Origin of the sequence: Halomicronema sp. CCY15110, from assembly GCF_016888165.1 — a bacterium.
In the GTDB taxonomy this organism is placed as follows: Bacteria; Cyanobacteriota; Cyanobacteriia; order Phormidesmidales; family Phormidesmidaceae; genus Halomicronema.
Window position 1 is genome coordinate 1 of sequence record NZ_JACSWC010000159.1, and the last position, 24,137, is coordinate 24,137.

Genomic DNA, 24,137 nt, shown 5'->3' on the forward strand with positions numbered 1-24,137 from the left:
TAGCGCTGCTGTCGAAGGCGATGGACGGGAATTTAGTGCTCGATTTTAGATACGGAAAGTTAAGTTGACAATGCCGGAAATTCGACAAATTCACAATTTAATTCTGCGCAAAATTTCCCCCGCCGAAGCCGGACAGTATCGCCAGCTCGATGTCAAAGCTGCTGGGACTGAATATGTCTATCCACCGCATTATCAACTGCCAGAACTGATGAGTGAATTTGTAGGATGGTTAGCCGCAAAGGCCACGAACTTGCATCCTGTGGTAGCGGCGACAGAAGCCCACTATCGCTTTGTCTCGATTCACCCATTTCGGGATGGTAATGGACGAACCGGTCGATTGTTGATGAATCTACTCTTGATGAGGACCGGATTCCCAATTGCGATTATTGCCAATCAACAACGGCAGGCGTACATCGAAGCTTTGGTTCAGGGACAAAGTTCTCAAGACGACATTGGGCCACTGCTAGAAATTGTCATTGGAGCCGTTCGCAAGTCCTTTGTCGAAACGCTAACGCTGGTTGCCAGTGCAGCGGATAGCCGGAGTAAAGGTCAGCCCTTTTACCAGGAGCTAGTGACCTTTCTGAACCAGGAGACGAATCAGTCTGACTAGCCCTTTCGCGACTTTTACCCGTGGTCAAGGAGCCGATCAGTCTGAACGGGTTTGAACCGAGTGACGGTTAAACTCATCGTCGGGGGCGACCCCGACGATGAGTTTAACCTTACAGGTCGGCGATTTCGCGCAATTGCTCACTCAGGTCTACGATCGCTGGTTCATCCAATTGAGCTTCTAAATCAGCCAGATCAAGCAGCAAGTCTTGGCGCAGCGCTTCCGCTTCCGGAGTCTCGGCATCATAGACTTCGGCAAAAGCGTCGTACCACAGCCCCGCTCCAGCATAAGCCCGGCCTTTATCAACAGCGTCCTCAGGCAGTCCTGTCGCTAAGTCTGCTGGCAGCTCTACCACTTCAATTTCGGCAGAGGTGTATTGCCCCGGCTCATTAAACTCCCGATCACAGTAGAGCACGACCTGCCACAGATACACTTCACCGACTTCGAGTTCATCCACCTCAGGGGGCAAGGTATAGGCCATAAACCCGCGTTGGCTGGTGTCGTATTGCTCAATATCAACGATCTCAAACGACCCATCATCCTCATAGCGATAGAGCTGAAACTCAATGGGATCACCGTCATCGCTGAAGTTGTACCAAACAAAGGTGGGATTGCTGGAAGCCGTCCGTCCGATAGAGTTGAGCCGGGGCGCGATCGCGGCCACTTCATCGCCGCATCCCAGGACACCGCCGCCCGTATGGTCTTCACGGGGATTTTTGAGATCAGACGGGGGACTGTAGACCCGCAACTCTGCAGCAAAGTCAAAGTCATCGTCATCGGTGTTCGCTCCCCCGGGCACAATCGGGCCGCTGGGGCGCCCCGGCGAGCCTGATGGGTCAAACTCTGCTTCAGACTGGGCGATCGCCCCGTAGTCGCAGGTACTGCTGATGAGAAAACTGACAGTACCGCCTAGATAAAAAAGAGAGCGCAGAACAGGTAGATGATTCATTGCTGATTGGTGGTTGGGGCCATTGAATACTGAGATGTTTCAGTATTTATACATCCCTCACAGTATAAATACATAAGATTTGAACAAAAAATGCATTCCCATGTGAGGCGACAAACTGAACTTTGCAAAAACTAAGGCTAAGGTGATGCTCTCAAATCGGCATCGGCGATTATTGCCTCCAGTCGGTAACTTCAGGTGTCGCTAATGTCTTCAACGATAGGTAACCATAGGCAAGCTCACAAGGCCCTTTTACGCCAATCAGGTTTCCGGTTTTGACGGAGATTTTGCCAAGATTGGCTATCGTAACCACGACCAAACCGATTTGGTTTGGGTTAAGGGCCAGCGCATTTCGCAGGTGGAGCCCGTTGCGGTGATGTCACGATGAAACTTGCCCCGTAGTCGGCGGGCTAGGGAGCGGGCCTGTTCTGTACCGTGTCCTTCTCCTTTGGGTTCCTTCGAACCCGGGTTTTTACCATTGTCAGCTACCAGAATGAGGTTTTCGGTTTCGGTGGCCATGCAAGTAACCGTCAACCGCTTGGGATGGTTGGCATGTTTGCCCACGTTGCAGAGCGCTTCTTCTAAAAAGCGACAGAGCGATCTCCGATCATCAGAAGACAACCCTTCGGTGACCAACGGCTCGAACTTAATGATGTGCAGCTTGAGAGAGTCGAACCCTGGTAAATCTCGACTCAGCGTCGCGGCATAAACTTCGTACAACACCTCTGACAGCGGACTGCGGAGGTCAACAATTTTTTGACTATTAAGCTGGAGCTTTTCGGCGGTGGGCAGCGACTCTTGCAGCAGGTTGACGTATATCGTCCGAATCTCGTGATTGAGCCCCTCTAGCCGCTGACTGACCGCAGGATCTAACTGTTCTCGTGCTTGGAGCAAGATCGCCAGGGTTTGCAGCGGGCCATTGTGAATGGCGTCATAGGTACGTTCAATAATTTGTTGGCGTTCGTCAATGCGCTCTCTCAGGGTCGTCTCATACAGCACGAAACCTGGCAGTGAGACTAATGAAAAAGCGACCAACGGGGGCACCACTGCTAGCCATAACCCGCTGCCCCATAGGGCACTTAAGCAAACTGTCAGCAGGAGAGCAATGCCCAGCACTGTGGCGATCGCGTGCCTTAAAGTTGGGAGCTTGAGGTAAAGCAGGCAAACTCCAAAGCCTCCCCAGAGCATGATCCAAAGATATTCCCAGGCAGGCTGCCATACGCGAATCAACGGACGACCCGCTAAGACCGCACTGAGAATCTGACTGGTGACATGGGCATGGACCTCAACTCCGTAGACGAGGCTGGGGTTATCACTTTGAATGGACGCAGAATTGATTAAATCTTTGGCACTGAGGGAAGTCACGCCAATCAGCACCACGCGATCGCGAATGAGTTCGGCATCCACGCGTCCCTGTAAAACATCGGTCATTGAGACAATATCGAACGGCCTTTCACCACTCCGGGGATTGATCAGGATCTGAATGCCCTCGGCATCGCTCTCCACATAGCCCCCGTCAGTGCGTTGAAAGCTCGGAAACTCAGTCTCACCAAATCGCATATTGCGCGGGTCGCGGCGGCCATTGTCTAACGTGAGTCCTTCGGAGGCTAAATATTGCGCGGCTAGCCGCAGGGCGAGCGCAAATCGAAAGCGATCTGGGTCAATGGCATCCGCCGATGGCAGGGTACCTAAATAGGTGCGGCGCACAAATCCATCGGCATCGAGCGGAAAGTCCACGATGCCGACTTGCTCTGGGGGCAAGACAGCCGGAGGCGTAGCGACATCACTCACAACACCCGCAATACGCTCAATGCCGATGACGTTTGGCGACGAGGCAAATACTTCGGTCAACGCGGTATTACCCGGTTCAATCGGCAGTCCACGGTAGAGGTCAACGCCAATGACACGTGGTTGGTGTTGGTTCAGCGTGGTGATCAAGGCGGCCAGCTTGCCGTCTGGAATGGGATATTGCCCGACTTGCTGAATATCTTGTTCGTTAATGCCGACAATCAGCAGTCTTTCATCCTTGGGTTCGGTGGGTCGCCAGCGTAAAAACAGATCTAGCGCTTTCCATTCGGCAACTTCCAGCAGACCCATCATCCGCGCCAAAATGATCAGCGTGACAATCGTGACTCCTGGAACTAACCGTCGAAGCCAACGATAGGGCGGGAGGCGAGGCCAGTGAGATGTGCTTTCGGACTGAGTCATGGCAGTTGCAATGATGATGCCTAGTCGATTAGGCCCTCTTCACGAGCTCGGATTTCGGTCTGGATGCGGATATTTTTACCGTCTTCGGGATAGACCTGCAGAACATCTTTGACTTTGCTCCAATAGTGCCGCACCGTGCGTTCTGAAACGTTCATCTGGTCGGCGATCGCTTTATCTTGCAGGCCATCTTTAAACGCTAGTTGCAAGACTTCTAGCCACTCCGGTTTCACTTCCATCCCCGTTCGCATGTCGCGGGGGGTGTAAATCAGCCCTTTCAGAGACCAATCCACTTTTTCGAGCATTTGCTTAAGCGGCAAACCCTTATCAGCAATGGTAAATCCTCCCTGGTGGCGATCGATGACGGGGCGGAGGCGAATGAGCGATCGCACGTGGGCGCTTTGCACCACGATGTTCAGCTCGGGATAGGTTTCCATGATAGTCCGCAGCAAATCAATCCCTGACTCAATGTGGGATGGGTCGCCAGGCGCTGCCGGAATGGACAAATCCATCACCAGCAAATCTGGCAGCTCCCGCTGGAGCGCTTCGTCGGCCGTTTTGGCAGTCATGGCCGTATGAATGTTGGCCTGGGGGTAGGTTTGCTGTAAAACACTGATGGTACTGCCGAGCACAGACTCGTGATCGTCAACTATCAGTAGCGTCAAAGCATCGGTAGAAGTCATCTCTAGTTCTCGAAGATAGTTGTCGCTACAAAAATCAAAACGGGGTTCAAAAATTAATCTAAAGGATTGTTGAGACTCCTGAAGCTTACGTGTCAGGGATTTAGAAGTGACGCTGGGCAGGCAAGGATACGGTTGGATAAATGATTGACTGCAGCCATCGGCTCATGTCCCGACGTTTCCCCCTGGCAAATGGGGCTCCCCCACTTAATGGCTCGGCGCTGCTGGAACGGGGAAACTGCTGCCCCAATCAAGCACCCAGTCAAATTCCTGGGGGTGTAATCTCTGCTCATAGTCGCCTCCGGTGAAAATTTGAAAGGTTTTGAGAAAGGGGTCGAGTTGTGTCGATAACGCTTGCCAGAGTTCAGGTGCAGGCCTGAAGTCGTAGGTGATCTGATACCGCAGCTGTTTAGCGTGGCCGGTCTGCGTCAGCACAATGTCACAGCGATGGGGCTGGGGGGTGGTCTGGGTCAACTGTGTGAGCAAACTTTGGGTGAAACTGATCAGTAAGCGGTTTTGTTCAATGGGTTCCATCTCCCACTGGGAGGGCAACTGGCAATGGAGTGGCAGCTGGCTGTGCCAAGGCTGTAGAGCATGTTCCAGAGCGAGGGGCAGAGAATCCTCTAAGTAGGGGGAATATAAGTGACTGCTCAGTTGTTCCAGCTGGTCGTAGATTTTTTCCAGCTCAGTGAGGTGCTGACCGCAGCAGTGTTCCCCCGCCTCTGCTGGCGTCAGACAAGACAATTCCATTTGCCGACGTACTGTGAACAAGTTCTGCAGTAAGCCGTTACGGATATCATCTGAAAATTCGTTGAGGCTCTGAACCTGATGACGATGCCACCAACGCAGCAGCTCAGAGCAATCTGGTATGTCAGGGCTCAATCGACGGTGAACTCCACAGATCATGGCTCTAGCTTATGTATTTTTCTTCAAACTGCGACAGTTAATTTAGGCCATCTAGTTTGCCGGTTTCGGCAATGCACTGGTCCTAAGGTTGTGCTTAACCACACCCCTGGCATCGCTCTCTGGACGATACGGGGCGACTCTCCACTTTGGTCAGACCAGTGTTGAAGCTGGCGGGCATCAAAATGGCTGGAGATTGATCGAAAAGTAGAAGCCATTTTCTTGTAGAGAGTTGCCTTGATCGCCGGGCGAAATCAGGGGAATGCCATAGTCCAGCCGCACGTTGAGCGCGTCTTCAAACTGCCACCGTAATCCTAGGCCAACGCCCAGTAAAAAGGCCGGATCGGGATCCGGCGTGTCATTATTCCACCCGCCGCCAGCGTCAACAAAGGGCGTCAACTGCAACCCCTCGGCAACGGGAAAGCGAAACTCAGTTGAGGCGGTGATGGCGTTGTCGGTCACGAGTTGGTTTTGGGCATAGCCGCGCACGGTGTCAACGCCCCCGATACTAAACCGTTCAAGTGGCAGTAGCGAATCGGCGGTGAGTTGAGCGTTGATGCGGGTAATGAGCAGGTTATTCGAGGCAAATTGCTCGACCCATTGGAATTGACCGAGCCAGGAGAAGAATCGGCCATCGGTGCCGCTATCGTTAACGGTGGCATTGAACATATCGAGGCCGATGCTGAACTGCGATCGCGCGGCCAAGACGGAGTTGATATCGCGATTCACCCACTCTTGCCCAAAGCGGATGGCCCGCACTCGCGACACCCCATTTTCTGGCCCGACGGAAAAGGAAAAGGGAATGTCATCCAAAATAAAGCTGCGGCTCTCACGCAGGTCAAAGCCGAGACTCAGGGCAAATTCGTTGGTCAGGGAGCGGTTCAGCGGTTGCCGAAAGTTGAAGGAGAGGGTCTCGCTGGTGCTGCGGATGCCAGCGGCGCGAAATTGCTCATCCACAATGTTGCTTTCGGCTGTTTCATACCCGACGGAAAGCGTCCCGTCGAGGCCATTGACGGGGAAGGCATAGTTAACGTCGTAGGTGTTGAGTCCCTCAGTGATGTCGTAACCGGCAGACAGGCGATCGCCAAAGCCCAGCACATTGGCATTGCTCAAACCAATCGATCCCTGATACGAGCCAATACTGGGGGCGCGGGCGTTATCGACACCAAAGTTGGCAAAGAAGGGATTGGCTTCAACCAGATCGAGGATCAGGTCGTTTTCGCCAGGGCCGCTGCCCGCTGTGAGCTCGGCATCCACCGTTGCGAGTAGCGGGTTGACTTGCAATAGCTGTAGCGCCTCTTCCAGCCTGCGAACGTTCAAGGGGGAACTCGTGCCCAGGGAGACGCGATCGCGCACGTAGCTGTCTCGCAAATGGTCGAGCCCGTTGATTTGAATCTGGTCTACTGACCCTTCGATTACTTGAATCTGCACTACGCCATCGTCCAGATCCTGATTAGTGGGCACAAAGGCCCCGGAAGAAATGTAGCCGTTGCTGATGTACAAGTCAGTGATATCAGTGCGTAGTTGCAGTAGTTCTTCGAGGGTGACGTCTCGGCCTTCGAGCTGACCGGTGAGGTCGTCAATTTCGGTCTGAAAAATGGTGTTGCCTTCGACCTGAATGGTTTCGACAAAAAAGGAGACGGGGGTGACGTCTTCGGGTTCGGGGGTCGCAGTCGGCTCGTCTTCGAACTCAATGGGATCGTCGGGGGCTTCGGGTAGCGTCGGCAGGGGCGGTAAGGGCTCGAAGGGACCACGTTGACTTTCTTGCACTGGGTCGGGCGGCGCCTGCGCGCTGGCTGGCAGGTCACCGCCATAAATCAAGGCACCAATGAGCAATGTCACACGGTAGAGTGCACGATTCATAGGGCTAAAGGTGACCTCGTTTGGGTCACACCAAGGGGGCAGATTTGGTAGCCAAGCTTAGCGAAATTCACCCATTGCAGCTAGGAAATTTTGCGCTGATTTCCGCTCGCTGCTATGGCAACCACGCCAACAATCGGCTCGACGTTGATGGGGGAGCCAGGCCATCAACCCTACTCACACTCATGGCTCAGCACCAGCCGACCATCAGCGAGGCGGTAGACGCTTTGAGGCTCTTGCAAGGTATTGGCGGCGGCGGTCTCGGGGACGGTCTGCACGGTGCCGGTGGGATACACCGAAATGTTGTCGCCGCCCGGTCGCTGGGGCAGTCCCTCACCACCTGTCACCACAAAGGAGCCCTCGGCATCATCACTGCGGGCAATACAGCTACCGGCTGTGAGCGCAGCGGTATCTACCAAATCGCCGGACAATTCATTCAAACTGTTTTCGACTGCGCTGACATCAGGCGTCGAAATATTACCGGATGCGATACGTCCATCGGCACTAATATCAACGCGATTGTTCCCTTCAACTGGTGAAACGGCACCAATTGGTAAGGTCTCACTGAACAAAGGCCCCAGTGTAATGTTGCCGCCTCTGGCATCTTCGGAACGGGCCAAAATATCGCTGTCATCGAACGCCACGACTATTGAATTCAAAGTGATATTGCCGCCGTTGCCGAAACTATCGGTCGTAATATCACCATCGCCGCGAAGGATAACGATACCTGAAGGCTCGCCACCAAAATCATTGACGCGAATATCTCCACCCTCAGACTGCGCTGCATTTGTCTCAATGCTGCCGTCAAAAACCTCAAGTCTGGTGATACCTAAATTCACACTGCCTGCTGCTCCGATGCCTTCACTCACTGCCGATAGTCTTGCCCCATCAGTGATTCGTATCAATGGAGAAGTGATAAAGGTATCACCACCATCTCCCTGAGCTCCACCTCGCGATGCACTCGTTACTTCTGTCGGGCCACTATCAGCTTGACCACTAAGTAAAACTTCATTAGCGGCTGTAATGGTCAGATCTCCGGCAGGATCGGAACTTTTTGTCAGAGTTGCAATTTCAGCTCCGCCCGATGCTGAGAGCGAACCAACCCGAATATTCATACTTCCGGCAGGCCCTTGACCAAAGGTGCTGGTTCGCACAAAAGCGCTGTCCGTAAGTGTGAGAAAACCAGCGGAAATATCAATATCTCCACCATTGCCAACAGCCTGCTCTTCTACCGTGGCTGTAATTTGACTAGGTAATATCGTTTCTGGATTATTAGCGCCTGGCCCTCGACCAGACAAACGTATGCTTTCTACAATGTCAATGAATATAGACCCAGCATCACCAATATTTTCGGTATCAGCTAGAAGAGAGGAGCCATTAACCAAATCCAAGGTATTAGCTCTTATAAAGATGTTACCTCCACGGCCATTGCCAACATCTTCAGTCACTTCGGTGAGGATAATTGAATTATTCAGAGAAACATCTCCTTGAACTTTAATAGAAATATCACCAGCATTACCATTTCCTTCAGTAGAAGAGACAAGTTGAGCACGTTCAAGTATTGAAAGAGCTCCTGCCTCAATCTCGATTCCCTGACTGTCACCATTTGCACCTTCATTAACACCGCTAAAAACTCCACTTGGTCGATTGAATTGATCCCTACCTTGAAAGACCACTGAACCTTGTGCGTCAATAGAGACCAAGCCAGCATTACCTACTCCAGAAGCAAATGCCAAAATCTGAGAACCGTTCGAGGCATCAAGAGAGTCAACTGCAACAGTTACGTTTCCAGCGTTGCCCTCTCCAAAAGTGCTGGAGCTAATAAAACCGTCATTAATAGATAGCTGGCCAACAGTGATGCTGATGTCTCCACCCTCACCTATAGCATCTGATTCTATAGTTGAAGAAATTTGACTAGGAACTATTGTATCCGGGTTATTCGCGCCTGGTCCTCTACCACGGAGTATGACCCTTTCAGATGCTGTAATTGAAATGTTTCCGGCGTCGCCTTGATTCTCAGAATCAGCTAAAAGCGATGAACCATTGATGAGTTCTACAACCTCGGCTTCAAGAATGATGTTGCCGCCATTACCATTGCCTGCCCGTTCCACGACCTCAGAGATAATAATTGAATTTAATAGGAAAATATTGTTTTGAGCACGGACGATGATACTTCCAGCATTACCAACTCCCGCTGTTTGAGATATGAGCTGTGCACGATTAGTAACGTTAACGTTTTGAGCAGTTATCTTGAAATCACCGCCATTCCCAATGCCTCCTCGTGTTATTCCAGTAAATATAGCGCTAGAGGAAGCGTTGAGATCATCTACATCTTCTGTTCCATCGACAATCACATCACTATTAGAAAATATGACAATGTCACCAGAATTTCCTTGACCACCATTGAATACTCCAGATTGCATCTGGGCTCCATCAAGGATCTCTAAAGAACCTGTGTAAATCTCTATTCCTCCTGTGTCTCCTTCTCCACCTCTCAACACATTGTTGAAGATAAAGCTGTCATTATTTTCTCCATTACTTAAGACCATCGTATCTTGTACATGGATGATAATCTTTCCAGCATCTCCGCGCCCACGTGTAGAAACAGATAAATCGCTCCCATCTCTAATACTTAAGTTTTGCGCCGATAGTGTAAGGTTGCCAGAATTTCCTAAAGCATTTATGGATACGTCATTGGAGACTTCACTATTCTCTTCGATGATTAAATTTTCAGTAGCAACGAGATTGATCGAACCTGGTATATCTTCCACGGAAATCAGACCGCCAAGGACGCCTGCTTGAATAGAGCTGCCTTCCGATAAACGCAAATTTCTGGCAGTAATTGCAACAGTTCCTGCAGCATCTTTTGTCACAATCAAGCCAGCATCGTTTGTAAGTAATACATTGGCTAAGTTTGCTGATTCAGGAAATTGAAGATTAAGACGACCATTCTCTCTCTCTAACCCGATACTGTCAGCGGTGGCTAATCCGCCAATATCTATATTTCCTCCAAAGGCTGCCAAACCTCCACCAGCAATATTTACATTGCCGCCTACCAGTAACAAACTTTCTCCATCAGGGACTCGCAGGCCGAAGGGCGCAAATTGCCCAGAAGGATCAAGTCCAGAGCGACGAGCTCGAGATTCATTAGTGATCGCAGCGGGTTCTATCTGGTTGAAGAAGAAAGCAGATGGGGCAATCGTGAGTACTTCAGACGGTAATTCTGGGTCAGTTGCGCTAAAGGTTCCAATCTCACCAAATCGCACACCACTAGCCGTGGTCGCGGCAAAGGAACCGCCAACATCTAGTGCTGCGTCCGGGCCAAAGACGATGCCGTTGGGGTTCAGGAAAAAGAGGTTGGCGGGGCCATTGACGCCGAGGGTGCCGAAAATATTGGAGGGGTCGCCGCCCGTGACGCGGCTGAGGATGTTTTCAATGCCGAGGGGATTGGCAAAAAAGACCCGCTGACCGTCCGCGATATTGAACTCTAAAAAACTGTGGAAGAGGTTGCCGCCGCGAGTTGCGCCGCCTTCGATTAGGTCGGTGACCTCACCGCCCACGATCGCCCCATTGTTGATGACCGAATTTTCATTCCCCAGGGTGGCGTCGGGGGTGAGCTGAGCCAGTGCGGCAGGGGCTGTAGCGCCAAGCGCAAGGATTGATGCAGTGGCAGTGATGGCCTGAGAAGCGACAACGCAGGGGGCGAGGCGAGGTAGGTAGATGGACATGACTTGGGTCGGGGGTAGGTGGAAGTCACGATGAACTTTAACACAGGTTTTTTTGGGAGGCAGGTGATCGCGGTCAAGCCATTGCAATCAGGGGCATACAGTGACCAGTCAGGAGACCTTTAGATCCGAGGATTGGCAGAAAAGGGCGATCACGATTGGCTGAAAGCGGCAACGCGATTGGGCAGTCAATTACCGCAACTTGACCGGATGAGGAAACGGGTGCTCAGCCAGCAAAACCTATTGTTCTTGGTAACGACACAACCGCTGTGCTGTACACCAAGGAATTCGAAATGTTGGAAGAAACCTTCGCCCCCACTGCTGGTCAACTCAACCACTCAGAGCTGGCATTGATGCCCACTCAATCTGATGTGATCGGGATTGAGCCTACTTTCAGGCAGCACGATCAGGCGATGTCTACCGAGCCCAGTCTCGATATGACTCACGCGATCTATGCCTCTGTCTCCAGCGATCCATCCGGCTCATTACTCGATCCTTTCAATCGCTCTGAGCTGTTCGCACCCGCTTTTCACAGCTCTAGCGCCACGGCTGTGGAAACGCCGTTAAACACCGACAGTGCCGACGATCTCATCGGTCAGGCGGGCGTCAATCTGACTCACAGCGCTGCCAACTTTCAATCTCATCAGTTCATGGTGGGCACGCTCTGGGCGAATCAATTCTCGCCCAATTGGTTGAATACGTCCCGAACGGTGATTTCTGGCAATGGCAATGTGAATTACGGAGCTGGTTATTACGACTACTTAGACCTGTCGAACTACGATTCTTCCGTGGTCACCAATTGGAGCCAGCAGGTATTTGATCCCGGTAGTGGTGCCCGACTGATGGATACTCTCACTTTTGTGAATGGTGCTCAGGTGCTGTTTGAGGGGCTCGACGGTATTCAATTTGCTGACCAATGGATTGACCTGTCAGTGGACCCTAACGATCCCGACTTCAGCAACCAGTGGAACCTGCACATGATGGGAGTGCAAAATGCCTGGCGCTTTACTCAAGGCACCGACGATATTTTGCTCGGTGTGCAAGATACTGGCTTGGGTGTCAATGCTTTTGGTAACTTCCATCCTGATCTCCGGGACACGACTTATTTTGTCAATAACGTTGCGGATGATTTTCCCTTTCCGAATTCTCATGGCACAGGAGTGCAGGGCATTATGGCTGCAACTGCCAATAACGGCATCGGGACGAGTGGCATTAACTGGAATTCGGATGTCTTTCACATTGACGTCTTAGGGAGCGACTGGAATGACTACTCCCTGGCGGCAGCCGCCCAGGCCATGATCAGTCAGGCGAATGGCAACGGCCAAAAGGCCGTTATCAATATGAGTTTGGGCGGTGGGCCGTGGGATTATGCCTTAGAGACGGTCGTCGCCAACAATCAAAACAATGCTCTGTTTGTGATCTCTAGCGGCAATGAAAATACTAGCTTCATCAGTAATCCTGCGACGTTGGCCCAAAAGTACGCCAATGTGATGGCAGTAGGGGCTTCCTGGGGGTTGAGCGATCGCAACGGCCTCTCCACAACACCCGGTCAGCGGATTAATTACGACGGTAGTGATGGTAAAGATCCTTGGGGCTCAAACTATGGCGCGGGTCTCTCGATTATGGGACCGTCAGAAGTGTGGACAACAGAAGCGACCAGCACTTGGGGGAGCGCGACCTTTGGCACCGATACTGACTTTAACGGTACCTCCGCCGCAGCGCCCAACGTTGCTGGAGTCGCCTCCCTCGTCTGGAGTGCTAACCCTAACCTAACAGCCATTCAAGTTCACCAAGTATTGGCGGAAACCGCTTATGACTTGGGGGCTTCAGGCTATGATCTGGTATACGGGCATGGCTTTGTCAATGCGGATGCGGCTGTCCGTCGTGCGCTGGTCTTGCCAGGACAATTTAACGCTTGGTCGGCAATGGACAGCCTCTCTGAGAAGAGTGCTCTGTCATCTTCGGCGACCATCAGTGGAATCGAGACTGTTGGCATGACGGCTTTCGAGGACACGGGCTTCAATGAGGCGACGATAGGTGAGAGTGAGATCGGTAACGCATCTGATGTAGACCACATTGACGCTGCTCTAGGCGGGCATCGTTCTGGCACCGTCATTTCTGAGGCTGCAATCAGCGCTTTACCCTCCACCGTAGACTCAGGCTCTGTAGACCTGATAGAGTCTGCTCTGCTGAAGTCGACTCCCTTACTTGAGATGGTTGTTGCCGCTTTCGATGCTAGCGACGATATCTTCCCCGACTTGCAGCGCTTTGACCGTGCTGATTCTGATCGCTCGACGGATGTTTTGACGGGGGAGTTGTTACTGGAGGCGATCGCGGCTGACTGGATCGGGCTTGTTTAACGGCTTGCTCCCAGGCGAAACCATGCAGGGTTAACTAGACACAAAGTTCACGCTGTCTTTATCTGCAATCAATTATTGACACTCGTGGCTGAGCACGAGGCGACCATCTGCCAAACGGTAAACGCTTTCGGGCTCTTGTAAGGTTGTGGCTGGCGTGGATTCAGGCATCGTCTGCACGGTGCCGGTGGGATACACCGCAATGTTGTCGCCCCCTGGTCGCTGGGGCAGCCCCTCACTCCCCGTCACCACAAAGGAACCGGCGGCGGTATCGCTGGAGGCAATACAACTCCCCGCCGTCAGCGCAGTCGTATCCACAAGGTTGTCGTCAAAGTCGGACAGGTTGTTTTCGATGAAGCCCGTGTCCAACACCGTGAGGCTGACCGTGCCGTTAATGCCCAACTCCGAACTGGCGGTAATGTCGCTGAGGGGGGTTCGCTGAGGGCGAGGCTGAATGCCAAAAATGCCTCGGGCGGTGATGTTGACGTTGCCCCCCGTGCCCTCAAAGGCATCCGCAGCAATGTCGCTATTTTCTTCGGGGACGGCGATGATGAAGGGCACGTTAATGGTGATGTTGCCGCCGTTGCCGGGGGCTTGGGCCGTGCCCGCCGAGGCCGAAATCAAGCTGTTATTGCGCAGCCGCAGCAACTCCGTCAAACTCAGCGTGATGTTGCCCCCATTCACCGCCGCCGACTCGGCAATGATTTGCCCCCCCTGATCTAGAACCAGATCCGGTGTGGTGCCTCTGGCTCCAATCACAATGTTGCCAGCCGCCCCGCTGGCGTCAGACTGAACCGATAAACGACTGGAGGCGGACAGGCGATCGCCCAGGGCGGGATTTTGAGCGGCCTGTTGCCCAAAATTCGGATTACGACCCGCAATCTGGATGCCATTATTCGCATCGAGCCGGATATTGCCCGCCGTGCCCGTACCCAAACTGCTCGACACCACTTGACCGCCCCCCAAGATCGCCAGCTCGTTGAGGTCGAGCACAATTGCGCCACCGCGTTGAGCGTTGCTAGTGCTGGCTTCAATCACTGCGCCGTCTAGAATCTGCAAATTAGGGGCGGTGATGCGAACCGTGTTGCCCCGTCCGATCGCTGTCGGCTCGTTGCCAGTCGCAATTGTCGTAGGTTGGCCTAATACACTGACTCCTTGCAGGCTGACGCGCTCCCTAGCCGCGATCGTGATGTTGCCTGCATCACCATTACCAGCGATGCGGGCAGAAATATTGCCGCCGTCACGCACGGTCAGAGATCGCGTGACCACATCAATATCACCACCGTTACCGACAGCGGTTTCGTCCACTTCACTGAGGATGGCGCTAGCCAACTGGCCATCGACACTCGTGCCCTCTAGCTGAACGGCATCCGCCACGGTCAGCCGCACGTCTCCGGCGCTACCGTTGCCCCGCGTGCTTGTCTGCACCTGAGCCCCATTGCGAATCGTGAGGCTGCCGGTCGTCAGATTGACGTTTCCCCCATCACCCACAGCAGTAGACTCGACAGAGCTAAAAATGCCGCTACGGTTTTGGGAACTGCCGCTGGCATTTTCGAGCAGAATGGACTCTCGAGCAGTGATCCTTACATTTCCGGCATTGCCATTGCCTTCGGTCCCCGCAATGAGCTGAGCGCCGTCATCAATCTCGATGGCGTTAGCAGTGATACGAATATCGCCAGCATTGCCGACGCCATTTACCCCGGTTTGGGCCAAAACTGAACTCGTAAAGGCCCCATCAGGACTGCGCTCTCGAAAAATAGCCGATTCAGTGACGTTGATGATGACATTGCCAGCGTCGCCAGTGCCGTTCGTCAAAGCAATGAGTTGAGAGCCACGAGTCACTTCTAGGGCATCGGCGGTGATGTTGATACTGCCGCCATTGCCCGTAGCGCCATTGCCCACGCGGCTGCTGGCTGAACTGGTGCGGTCAAAGCTAACGCGATCGCGGGCAGTTACGGTGATATTGCCCGCATCCCCCGTGCCAAAGGCGCGGCTCACCAAGGCCGCCCCGTTACGCAATTCGACCGTGCCTGCCGTAATTTGAATATTGCCACCCTGGCCCACCCCACCAGGAGCGACGGAGTTGGCAATGGTGCCCGCGTCAAAGAATGCGCGATCGATCACGTCGATGATAATGTCGCCCGCATTCCCCGTTCCCAGCGTCCCCGCCTGGATCTGAGCCCCGCCAATCACAGCTAAATCATTGGCGGTGAGACGAATGTTGCCGCCTACACCAACCCGTCCGGGGTTCAGGTTAGCCACAATGGCGGTAGTACCAGTGGTCTGCTCGAGTCGAATCGTGTCAGCCGCATTCACCACAATATCGCCTGCTCCCCCGACCCCAGAGGACTGGAGCAGACTATCGATGACCTGCACCTGACGGCGCGAGTCGATATACACATCGCCTGGTTCCGTTCCCAAAATCGGCAGTTGGGGGGAAGCGAAAATGCCAGACTGCCCGAAAAATGTGCTGCGGCCTGTGATCGTGATATCACCCGTCAGATTGGAGTTGGGCTCATATTGATTGGTCAACAAGATGCGACCATTGGCCCCTGCCATGTTGACATAGGCCACCTCAATATCTGCACTAGCGGGCTGATCGCCAATCTGTAGCCCCAGTGCGGGAAAAAATCCCGGCGGATTCGGTATTGGGATGCTTCCCACCGCAGCCGGATCAACCCCAGCTCGCACATCCAACGTTGGCTGAGCGCCACCATCAATCTCAATCACAGTGCCATCAGTCAGAGTAATGGTTTCTTGTAAAAAGTCGATTCCTGCTGTGCCCGGATCCGGGGCGATAATGCCAATTGTGTTGAGTGAGACCGAGCCCCCCGCTAAGATATGCAGCGACCCACCCGAGTAAAGACCAATTTCAACATCGCCCCGCGATCGAATAATGGGGTCGATCGGGCTATAGAGATCACCCACTTCTCCTGCCAAGGTCTCCACGCGAAAGCTACCGCCACTCCAGTAGTAAGCGTCACCAGCTACCGGGTTGGCCGACCTGAGCACCAGGTTTCCATAGCTGGATAGACTGCTATACGGGTGACTCAATGCCACAATATCAACCTGCTCATTGCCCTGCACCAGAAGATCACCCCCGGCAAAGCTAATAAATGGCGTTGCTATCGCATCACGAATTTTTACCGTGTCAAGGCCAAGGAGGGTCAGGTCGCCACCCGCCACCACTTGGCCGACCAAATCTAGGGTATGCGCCGCTAGGGTCAGGTCGCCATTCGCCGCTAGCTGTCCCTGGCTGGTGATGTCGCCAGAGTTCGCATTTAGGTAATTGGTGAAGGCGACGCTAGGGTCTACCGTCAGTAATGTGCTTTGCTCCGGTACCGTAGCGCTAAAGAACCCTGCATCGCCGAAGGAAATCGCATCAGCGGTCGTCGCGTGAAATGAACTGGGAATAGCCAATGTGGCATTGGGGCCGAAGACGATGCCGTTGGGGTTCACGAAAAAGAGATTGGCAGAACCGTCGACGCCGAGGGTGCCGAACATATTGGACGGGTCGCCGCCGGTGACACGACTGAGAATGTTTTGAATGCCGAGGGGATTGGCAAAGTAGACGCGCTGTCCCGCATCAATGTTGAATTGTTCAAAACTGTGGAAGAGGTTGCTGCCCCGTGCTGCCCCGCCTTCGACCAGATCGGTGAGTTCTCCTTGCAAGACCACATCGGGAGTGATTTGAGAATTCTCATTGCCCAAGGTGGCATCGGGAGTGATTTGGGCGTGCAGGGGAGTCAGCCAGCTGAGCACCACGGCTCCGGAGGTGGGGAGCAGACAACGGGTGACGGTAAATTTCATGGTGGCAGCCAGAAGAGCAGTGTCCGCTCTTGACTGTAGCACTGGTGTTTCTGCCCATATTTGATGTCTTCTTTAAATTCAGTGTTCTCGACCAGGTTACGGCTGCTGACAGTCATGGCTGAGCACGAGGCGACCGTCAGCTAGGCGATAGACACTTTGGGGCTCCTGCAGGGTAACGGCAGGCGTCGGTTCCGGCAACGTCTGTACGGTGCCGGTGGGATACACCGCAATGGGGTTGCCCCCCGGTCGCTGTGGTAGTCCCTCGCCCCCAGTCACTACAAAGGAGCCTTCGGTGCCCTCGCTGCGGGCAATGCAGCTACCCGCTGTGAGCGCGGCAGTATCCACCAAGTCACCGGACAATTCATTCAGGCTGTTTTCCACAAAGCTGGTGTCGGGACTGCTAATCGTCCCGGCGGCGATCTGACCATCGGCATTGACATCCACTTGCCCGTCACCGTCGAAGGGTGGCTGATTGTCGGGGGGAATCGTTTCACTAAAGAAATTGGTCAGGGTGATATTGCCGCCGCGCCCACTTTGCGATCGCGCAATGATGTCACTGTCATCAAAGGCAATGACCGCTGTGCCCAAGAGGGTAATGTTGCCGCCATCGCCAAAACTCTCAGTGGTAATGTCGCTATCACCCAGCAACACCACCAGACCTCGTTCAGCGGCTTCAGCGGTGTTGACCGCAATGTCACCGCCAGATGCCTGAGTCGCCACCGTCGAAATATCACTATTGATGAGCAGCAGCAGGTCTGAAGCATTGAGGATAATTGGCCCTGCCACCCCGGTGCCCTGACTCTGGCTGGTGATCACAGCACCATCTTCAAGAATTAGTGTTTGGGTATTGGCAATAATGCCGCCGCCATTGCCCGTAGACCCTTCAAAGGTATTGGCAAACAAGCCACCAGACGAGATTTCAAGCCGCTCAACATCGAATATTTGTGGTCCGGCGTTGCCTTGTCCAGCGGTACCGCTAGCAATGATGGCCCCATCGCGCAAGGTCAGTCCAGTCGCCTGCATCCGGATAGTGCCGCTATCACCAAGTGCCAGGGTGCTGCTGTCAACTGTGCTGGTTGACCGTTGATTCAGTGGACTAATGCCTTCCAACACAACGGTTTCGGCAACATTGAGCACAATATCACCGCCCTCGCCCGAACCAAAATTTGCCGTGCTGATGGTGGCCCCATCGCGCAAGTTTAGCTGGTTGGCATTGAGGTTGATGCTGCCGCCGCTGCTCTCATCAAAGGTGCGGCTAAATACGCCACTGGCATTCAAGACACCGCTGGGATTGAGGCTACTGACTGCCCCGCCTGCGAATGTGGCCGTGCCGCTGATCGCCAGGTTGATGTCGCCAGCTGCACTGCTGCCGGAAGCGTTGGAGGCAATATTCCCGCCATTGAGGAGCTGCAGTTCAGTCGCGATAATTTGAATTTCGCCTGCTTGTCCGAGGCCATCGGCATTGGCAACGATGCCAGCGAGATCTTCCAGCACTAAGCGGTTGGCGGTGACTTGAATATTCCCGGCTTGCCCGCGATCGCCCGTCGCCGTCGCGAAAATAGCACTCGGTTGCGCGTTAAGAATTGGAGCGATCACCGGCGAACGACCAAACCCGTTCATCGATATCGTATCGCTGACGGTCACCGTGATATCGCCCGCATTGCCATCAACAGTACTGGCTTGCAGAGTTGCCCCGTTCTGCAACCTCAAGTTGGTCGTGGCTATCCGAATGTCGCCGGACGTGCCGACGCTGGCTACGGTTGAGATGGAATTGCCCTCTAAGAGAACGGTATCTTTGACGTCAAGAATGATGTTGCCGCTGTTGCCCCCCTCAAAGGCGGTGGTCAGAAGATTAAAGTGATTGAAATTGGTTTCGCTATTGGTATCGACAACGTTCAAGTTGGCAGCAGTAATCACAATGTCACCTGCTTGCCCCGTGCCGTCAATGAGGCTGGTGAGGCCAAAGTTCTGATCTTGAGTCGCGACCAGATCGACTGTCTCTGTTGCAGTTAAGTGAACATCTCCTCGCTGACCTCGGTTGCCCGCCGTGAACAAAATGCTGTCGATCACGGAAATACGATTGCCCCGCAGCTCTACATTGCCGCCAATTGGCAGCACATTGGCAGTGGCATCAGCATTGTTCAACCCAGCTTGAAAGGATGCCACGAGCACACTATCCAGCACTGAAATCGTGTTGCCCTGAATCAGAATGTTTTCCTCGATCGCGTCTTGTGGCCCTGATTCCAGCGTCAGGATAATACTGTCAGCGATCGCGACATCGCCCCTAGCCAGCAGCGTCAGGGCTTCTGGAGCCAGCAAACTTCCGCCCAAATCGAGGCGATTGGCGGCCAGCGTAAGGCTGCCGCCCACTGCCAGTTCTCCGCGACTCGTAATATCACCGGAAGCAGCGGTTAGATAATTGCCAAACATCGCACTGGGGTTCACCGTCAGCAGACTGCTGGTTTCGGGTGTCGTCGCGCTGTAAATGCCATCTCCGAGCTGAATGGCCTCAGCGGTGGAAGCAAAAAACGAACCGCTGATATCGAGCTCGGCGTTTTCACCGAACACGATACCGTTGGGATTGATGAAATAGAGATTTGCTGGGGTGGGATCACCGTTGGCTGTGACTGTGCCGAGCACGCCCAACAGATTGGAAGGATTGTCACCCGTGACGCGGGAAATAATATTGGCGATCGCCTCCGCCGGGACAATGAAATATGTGCTGCGCCCTTCGTCAATGTTGAACTCGGCAAAGCTATGAAACAGATTTTGATCGCGAATGGCCCCACCCTGAATCAGGTCAAGGGGAAAGCCGCCTGCATCCAGAATCACTTGAGAACTCTCCGCACCTAACGTGTCATCGGGGATGAGCTGGGCCAGGGCTGTTTGTCCAGGGAACCAGGCCAGCATCGCTGCGCAGAGCACCGTTGCCAATTTTTGATTGACAAATGGATTAAGCCCTCGCCAGGGGAGTGGCGCTGAGATGAGTGGATTGAGGTTCACGCGGTAGAGGTTCCTGATGGATGAATAGATGCAAGGCGCAAATGTGAGTAGGGATGCCGCCACAGCAAGACTGGGCATCATCCGTCAGCCACTGAAGAACCGGACTCTCCCACTATTCCACCGCACTATAGTCACACTCATGGCTGAGGACGAGGCGACCGTCGCTGAGTTGGTACACGCCAGAGGGTTCTTGGATGGGGTCGCCGGGCTGCCAGGCAGCAGGCTCTGCCCCATCGCTAGCCGCGGTGCGAACAGCGTTGGTGGGGAAGGCGGAAATTGCCCCCGTGTTGGGATTGGTCGGCAACCCGTCTGCCCCGGTGACGACAAAACTGCCCGTCGCCGTGCCGTCAGCCACGAGGCAACTGCCCGCCACCAGCAAGTCGGTACTCAAAGGCAAATCGGGTAGCTCGGATAGGTTATTTTCAATGCCAGAGGTATCAGCGGTAGCGATGTTGACCGTGCCATCGAGGCCAAAGTTTGAGGTGGCGGTGATGTCGCTGAGCGGGGTGCGGCGATCGCGAAACTCGATCCCAAACAGCGCCCGAGCGGTAATCGATACATTGCCACCGTTACCCAGAGAGGCACTAGCCGTAATGTCGCTATTTTCCTCGGGAAAGGCAATGATAAACGGGGTATTGATGGTAACGTTGCCGCCGTTGCCCGTGCCAGATGGTGGAACAATCAGGCCGAGCGGATCGCCCGCATTAGCGGAAATGAGAGATTGACGGCGGAGGATCAGGCGATCGCGAGCAGTCAGAAAAATGCTGCCGCCGTCCGTCGAAGGGGCAGAGACAATAATCTTGCCCTCATCTTCCAGCTGCACGGTGCCCGCATTGATGGTGATGTCGCCGGTGCCGGAGGTTGGGAAAATCCCCCGAGCGGCCACTTCACCCCGATGGCGAATGGTGAGGTCGTTGGCACTTATCAAGATTGCGCCCGCATTCCCCTCTCCAAAAGAGTTTGCCTCGATCGCGGCGTTGTCCACAGTCACCGCCGGGGATCTGACGATCACATTCCCCCCATTGCTGGTGCCCAATAGCGACGCCGTACTGATCGCACTAAGCGCCAAAATGCTGACTGACTCGGTCGTCGAAATATCAACGTTACCGCTGCGTCCATTGCCAAAATTGGAAGCCGTAACCGTACTCCCCTCGGCCACTGTTAGTCGGGCAGCATTGAGCACAATATTGGAACCTAGTCCATCGCTAAAGTTGTCTCCCTGAATAGAACTGTTACCGGTTACACGCAAGTCACCATCCGTCGCACTGATATTGATCGGTCCCGACACATCACCCAAGACATTGGAGTTGAGAATGCGACTGCCCTCAGTCAAGGCAAAGTCGGTAGTCTTGATTTCAATGCTGCCCCCAGAGCCAAGTCCTGAAGAGGCATCGATCGCCGCACCGCCCCTGAGGCTGGCGCGATCGCTTTCTGAGATCGAGACGGTGCCTGCGTTACTAGAAATAGAACTTACCAACAGCTGAGTTGGCAGGTTAGAAGCAGGATCACCAACAATATCAACTTGGGCTGCCCGAATATCAATCACACCGGCATTACCGAACCCTAACGACGAAGCATCGATGCTGCCACTATTGCGCAACGTCACGCGATCGCTGTCGGCGATGATGACTCGACCTGCATCGCCAGGGCCAAGGGTCCGCGCCACCAAACCCGCCGGAGGCTCTAGAAAGGGACCGCCAGCAATATCGACTTCAGCCGCACGAATGTCGATCACGCCCGCTTGTCCTGTCCCTATGTTGCTGACGGCGATTCCCGCACCCCCGTCAACCGTCAGGCGAGGCGTTTGTAGGCGCACCGTACCCGCATCGCCAGTGAAGTTGCCGGAGGCAAAGATACCACTGATAAAAGAGCCTTGGGCCGAGTCGGTAAAACCAGATACCTGGATAGAGTCAGTGCCGGTAATGCGGACAGTCCCCCCTGGCCCCGCATTCAGACTCGGAGCGCCAATAGTTGCACCTGCTAATACCTGAACTTGTTCGGCAGTGACGGTGATGTCTCCAGCCTTGTTAGCATCAAGGATGTCTCGACTGCTGCTGCGTAAAGCGGTGGCTGTCAGGTTGCCAAACAGGTCAGTGCCAATACCAGATAATTGAACGTCATCAGCATTGACAACAATATCCCCATTCGCCCCTCCCGCAAAAGCGCCGGAAATTAACTGAGCGCCATCTGTCAGTACCAATCGCTCAGCATTCACGGTCACATCGCCAGCGGCCCCGAAAAAAGGCGACGTATCAACTTGGGCTCCCGCCAGTAGCGAAACCGTATTACCAGCTTGTAAGTTCGCCGCTTCGCCAAACGTCCAAGCATAGGCGTTCGCGCCATTCAAGGTCAGGTTGCGCCCGGCAATGAAGCGAATTTCCCCACCACCAGTGGCCTGCACCGAGCGATTCAGGGTGATGTCTCGGCCCGCTTCTGCCGTTAACCCGACCCCTGGAGACAGCAGGGTCACGTCAGCATTGAAGGTAATATCCTGCGTGGCTTGCAGGCTAACGTTTGCCAGGGCAGCATTCAGTGCCGTTGCATCAATTCGGGTAGTTGCCCCTGGCCCCAAATCCGGATCATCAAATTCATCGACGTCATCTAAGTTAAAGGTGTCAGCCCCCCCATCCACGATTTCGATATTCGTCGGATCGAGCAATAGCGTCCCCGTCTGGCCTTGCGGAGCCCGGGTATCGACCCCCCCTCGATAACTGAGATATTCCAGACCGGAGATTTCAACGAAGCCTCCATCACCGCCGATCGCTCCCCCTCGGGCACTGGCAAACCCGGCGAATTCAGTGGTGTCATCGGCCCAGACGATAATGGTGCCGCCGTCGCCTTGGGCGATCGCATCGGCCCGCAAGGTGGCCCCCGCCTCCACTTGAGTTTGGGTGGCGGTGGGGAACGTTCCCTGCCCCTGAAAATCGCCCCCAATTTGCATTAGCCCCCCGCCCCGCTCGCCAGAGACATCCAGTTCCGCAGTATCGGTTAGCCGTACGCGATCGCCTAGCATTCGCACGGTGCCACCCGGAACGGAGATCGCCCCAGTCTGCGCCACCTGATTGCCCAATAGGGTCAATGACTCGCCAGCAGGCAGTTGCAAATTCGCCGCATTCCGAATCTCGCCCTGCGGCGGTACCCCCGTCTGCAAGCCCAGGGGAATGCTGACCGTCAAAATCGAATCGCCCGCTTCAGGATTGGCAGCATAGGTCGTGCCGTCGGCAAAGGTGAAATTATCAGCAGTGCTGACAAACAGCGACCCGGCAATATCTAAACTGGCGTCAGGGCCAAACATCACCCCATGCGGATTCAAAAAATACAGGTCAGCGGTGCCTGCGATGCCCAATAGCCCATCAATGATCGAAGCTTGATCTCCCGTCACGCGGGAAAAGATGTTCTCGACGCCCAGCGGATCAGCAAAGTAAACCTGCTGTCCCTCATCAATGCTGAACTCTAAAAAGCTATGGAACAGATTCTGCGATCGCTGCGCCCCTCCTTCAATTAAAAAACCGGGCAAGCCATTCACGAAGTCGTCGGTGACGATGGAGTTTTCGTCGCCTAAGCTGTCGTCTGGGATCGGTTGAGCGATCGCGGCCCCAGCAAGTAACCAAGGTGATGCCGTGATGAGTAAAGTACCTAACCGTCTCGGCCAATTCGCGGAGGATAGCTGCGGGGCTCTGGGGGCCTCTTTGCCTGATGGGTCGTTCATGTTGTGACAAAAAACGAGTGAGCTAGAGAAATTTTATGTCGTCAGCTTAGCGGGGAGTCAGCGGCGAGGAAAGTAGCCTGACTGTGGCTCATCATAAAAGTTTGTAGTGTGTGCCCAATTGCGACAGATCGCAAGACCGCTGAAGAAACCTTATTCAGATTCAGTAATGGTGGCTGACAGTAGGGCAACCTCACCACCTGCGGCACCTCTCCTTACTCAAGGAGAGGTTTAACAAGATTCCGGTTCCTCTCCTTTTCTAAGGCTACTAAGTACACATAAATCCCTCCTGGGCTAGTGACCATCCCTGAAAGATGGCCTCAAATTTCCTGAGC

11 protein-coding genes are annotated in these 24,137 nt (G+C 54.0%); 2 read left to right on the forward strand and 9 right to left on the reverse strand.

The window, feature by feature from the left end; translation table 11 throughout:
- Nucleotides 1-70: 70 nt before the first annotated feature.
- Entirely contained in the window at nucleotides 71-610 is a 540-nt protein-coding gene (locus JUK32_RS03695) for a Fic family protein (protein ID WP_239112297.1), read from the forward strand.
- A 109-nt stretch (nucleotides 611-719) separates the two neighbouring features.
- On the opposite strand, the gene JUK32_RS03700 is transcribed toward JUK32_RS03695, so the two are convergent.
- The 6 genes from JUK32_RS03700 to JUK32_RS03725 all read right to left on the reverse strand — a co-directional run bounded on the left by JUK32_RS03700 (nucleotide 720) and on the right by JUK32_RS03725 (nucleotide 10,929).
- The gene (locus tag JUK32_RS03700; RefSeq protein WP_204137505.1) at nucleotides 720-1,556 is read right to left on the reverse strand and encodes a DUF928 domain-containing protein; all 837 of its coding nucleotides are present in this window, start codon (nucleotides 1,554-1,556) and stop codon (nucleotides 720-722) included.
- Between the two features lie 297 nt (nucleotides 1,557-1,853).
- Entirely contained in the window at nucleotides 1,854-3,761 is a 1,908-nt protein-coding gene (locus JUK32_RS03705; protein ID WP_204137506.1) for a CHASE2 domain-containing protein, read from the reverse strand.
- Nucleotides 3,762-3,781: 20 nt separating this feature from the next.
- Nucleotides 3,782-4,441, reverse strand: coding sequence for a response regulator (locus tag JUK32_RS03710; protein ID WP_204137507.1), 660 nt, complete (start codon nucleotides 4,439-4,441; stop codon nucleotides 3,782-3,784).
- A gap of 204 nt (nucleotides 4,442-4,645) precedes the next feature.
- Nucleotides 4,646-5,209, reverse strand: a complete 564-nt coding sequence (locus JUK32_RS03715) for a hypothetical protein (RefSeq protein WP_204137508.1) — start codon at nucleotides 5,207-5,209, stop codon at nucleotides 4,646-4,648.
- A gap of 312 nt (nucleotides 5,210-5,521) precedes the next feature.
- The gene (locus JUK32_RS03720; RefSeq protein WP_239112296.1) at nucleotides 5,522-7,204 is read right to left on the reverse strand and encodes a ShlB/FhaC/HecB family hemolysin secretion/activation protein; all 1,683 of its coding nucleotides are present in this window, start codon (nucleotides 7,202-7,204) and stop codon (nucleotides 5,522-5,524) included.
- A 170-nt stretch (nucleotides 7,205-7,374) separates the two neighbouring features.
- The gene (locus tag JUK32_RS03725; protein WP_204137509.1) at nucleotides 7,375-10,929 is read right to left on the reverse strand and encodes a filamentous hemagglutinin N-terminal domain-containing protein; all 3,555 of its coding nucleotides are present in this window, start codon (nucleotides 10,927-10,929) and stop codon (nucleotides 7,375-7,377) included.
- Nucleotides 10,930-11,195: 266 nt separating this feature from the next.
- On the opposite strand from JUK32_RS03725, the gene JUK32_RS03730 reads away from it, so the two are divergent.
- Complete coding sequence (locus JUK32_RS03730) at nucleotides 11,196-13,286, forward strand: S8 family serine peptidase (RefSeq protein WP_204137510.1); 2,091 nt, start codon at nucleotides 11,196-11,198, stop codon at nucleotides 13,284-13,286.
- Between the two features lie 72 nt (nucleotides 13,287-13,358).
- Here the strand turns inward: JUK32_RS03730 and JUK32_RS03735 are convergent, their stop codons facing one another.
- The 3 genes from JUK32_RS03735 to JUK32_RS03745 form a co-directional block, all read right to left on the reverse strand.
- Nucleotides 13,359-17,093, reverse strand: coding sequence for a filamentous hemagglutinin N-terminal domain-containing protein (locus JUK32_RS03735; RefSeq protein WP_204137511.1), 3,735 nt, complete (start codon nucleotides 17,091-17,093; stop codon nucleotides 13,359-13,361).
- 96 nt (nucleotides 17,094-17,189) lie between these two features.
- Complete coding sequence (locus JUK32_RS03740) at nucleotides 17,190-20,003, reverse strand: filamentous hemagglutinin N-terminal domain-containing protein (RefSeq protein WP_204137512.1); 2,814 nt, start codon at nucleotides 20,001-20,003, stop codon at nucleotides 17,190-17,192.
- A gap of 205 nt (nucleotides 20,004-20,208) precedes the next feature.
- The gene (locus JUK32_RS03745; RefSeq protein ID WP_204137513.1) at nucleotides 20,209-23,805 is read right to left on the reverse strand and encodes a filamentous hemagglutinin N-terminal domain-containing protein; all 3,597 of its coding nucleotides are present in this window, start codon (nucleotides 23,803-23,805) and stop codon (nucleotides 20,209-20,211) included.
- Between the last annotated feature and the right edge of the window lie 332 nt (nucleotides 23,806-24,137).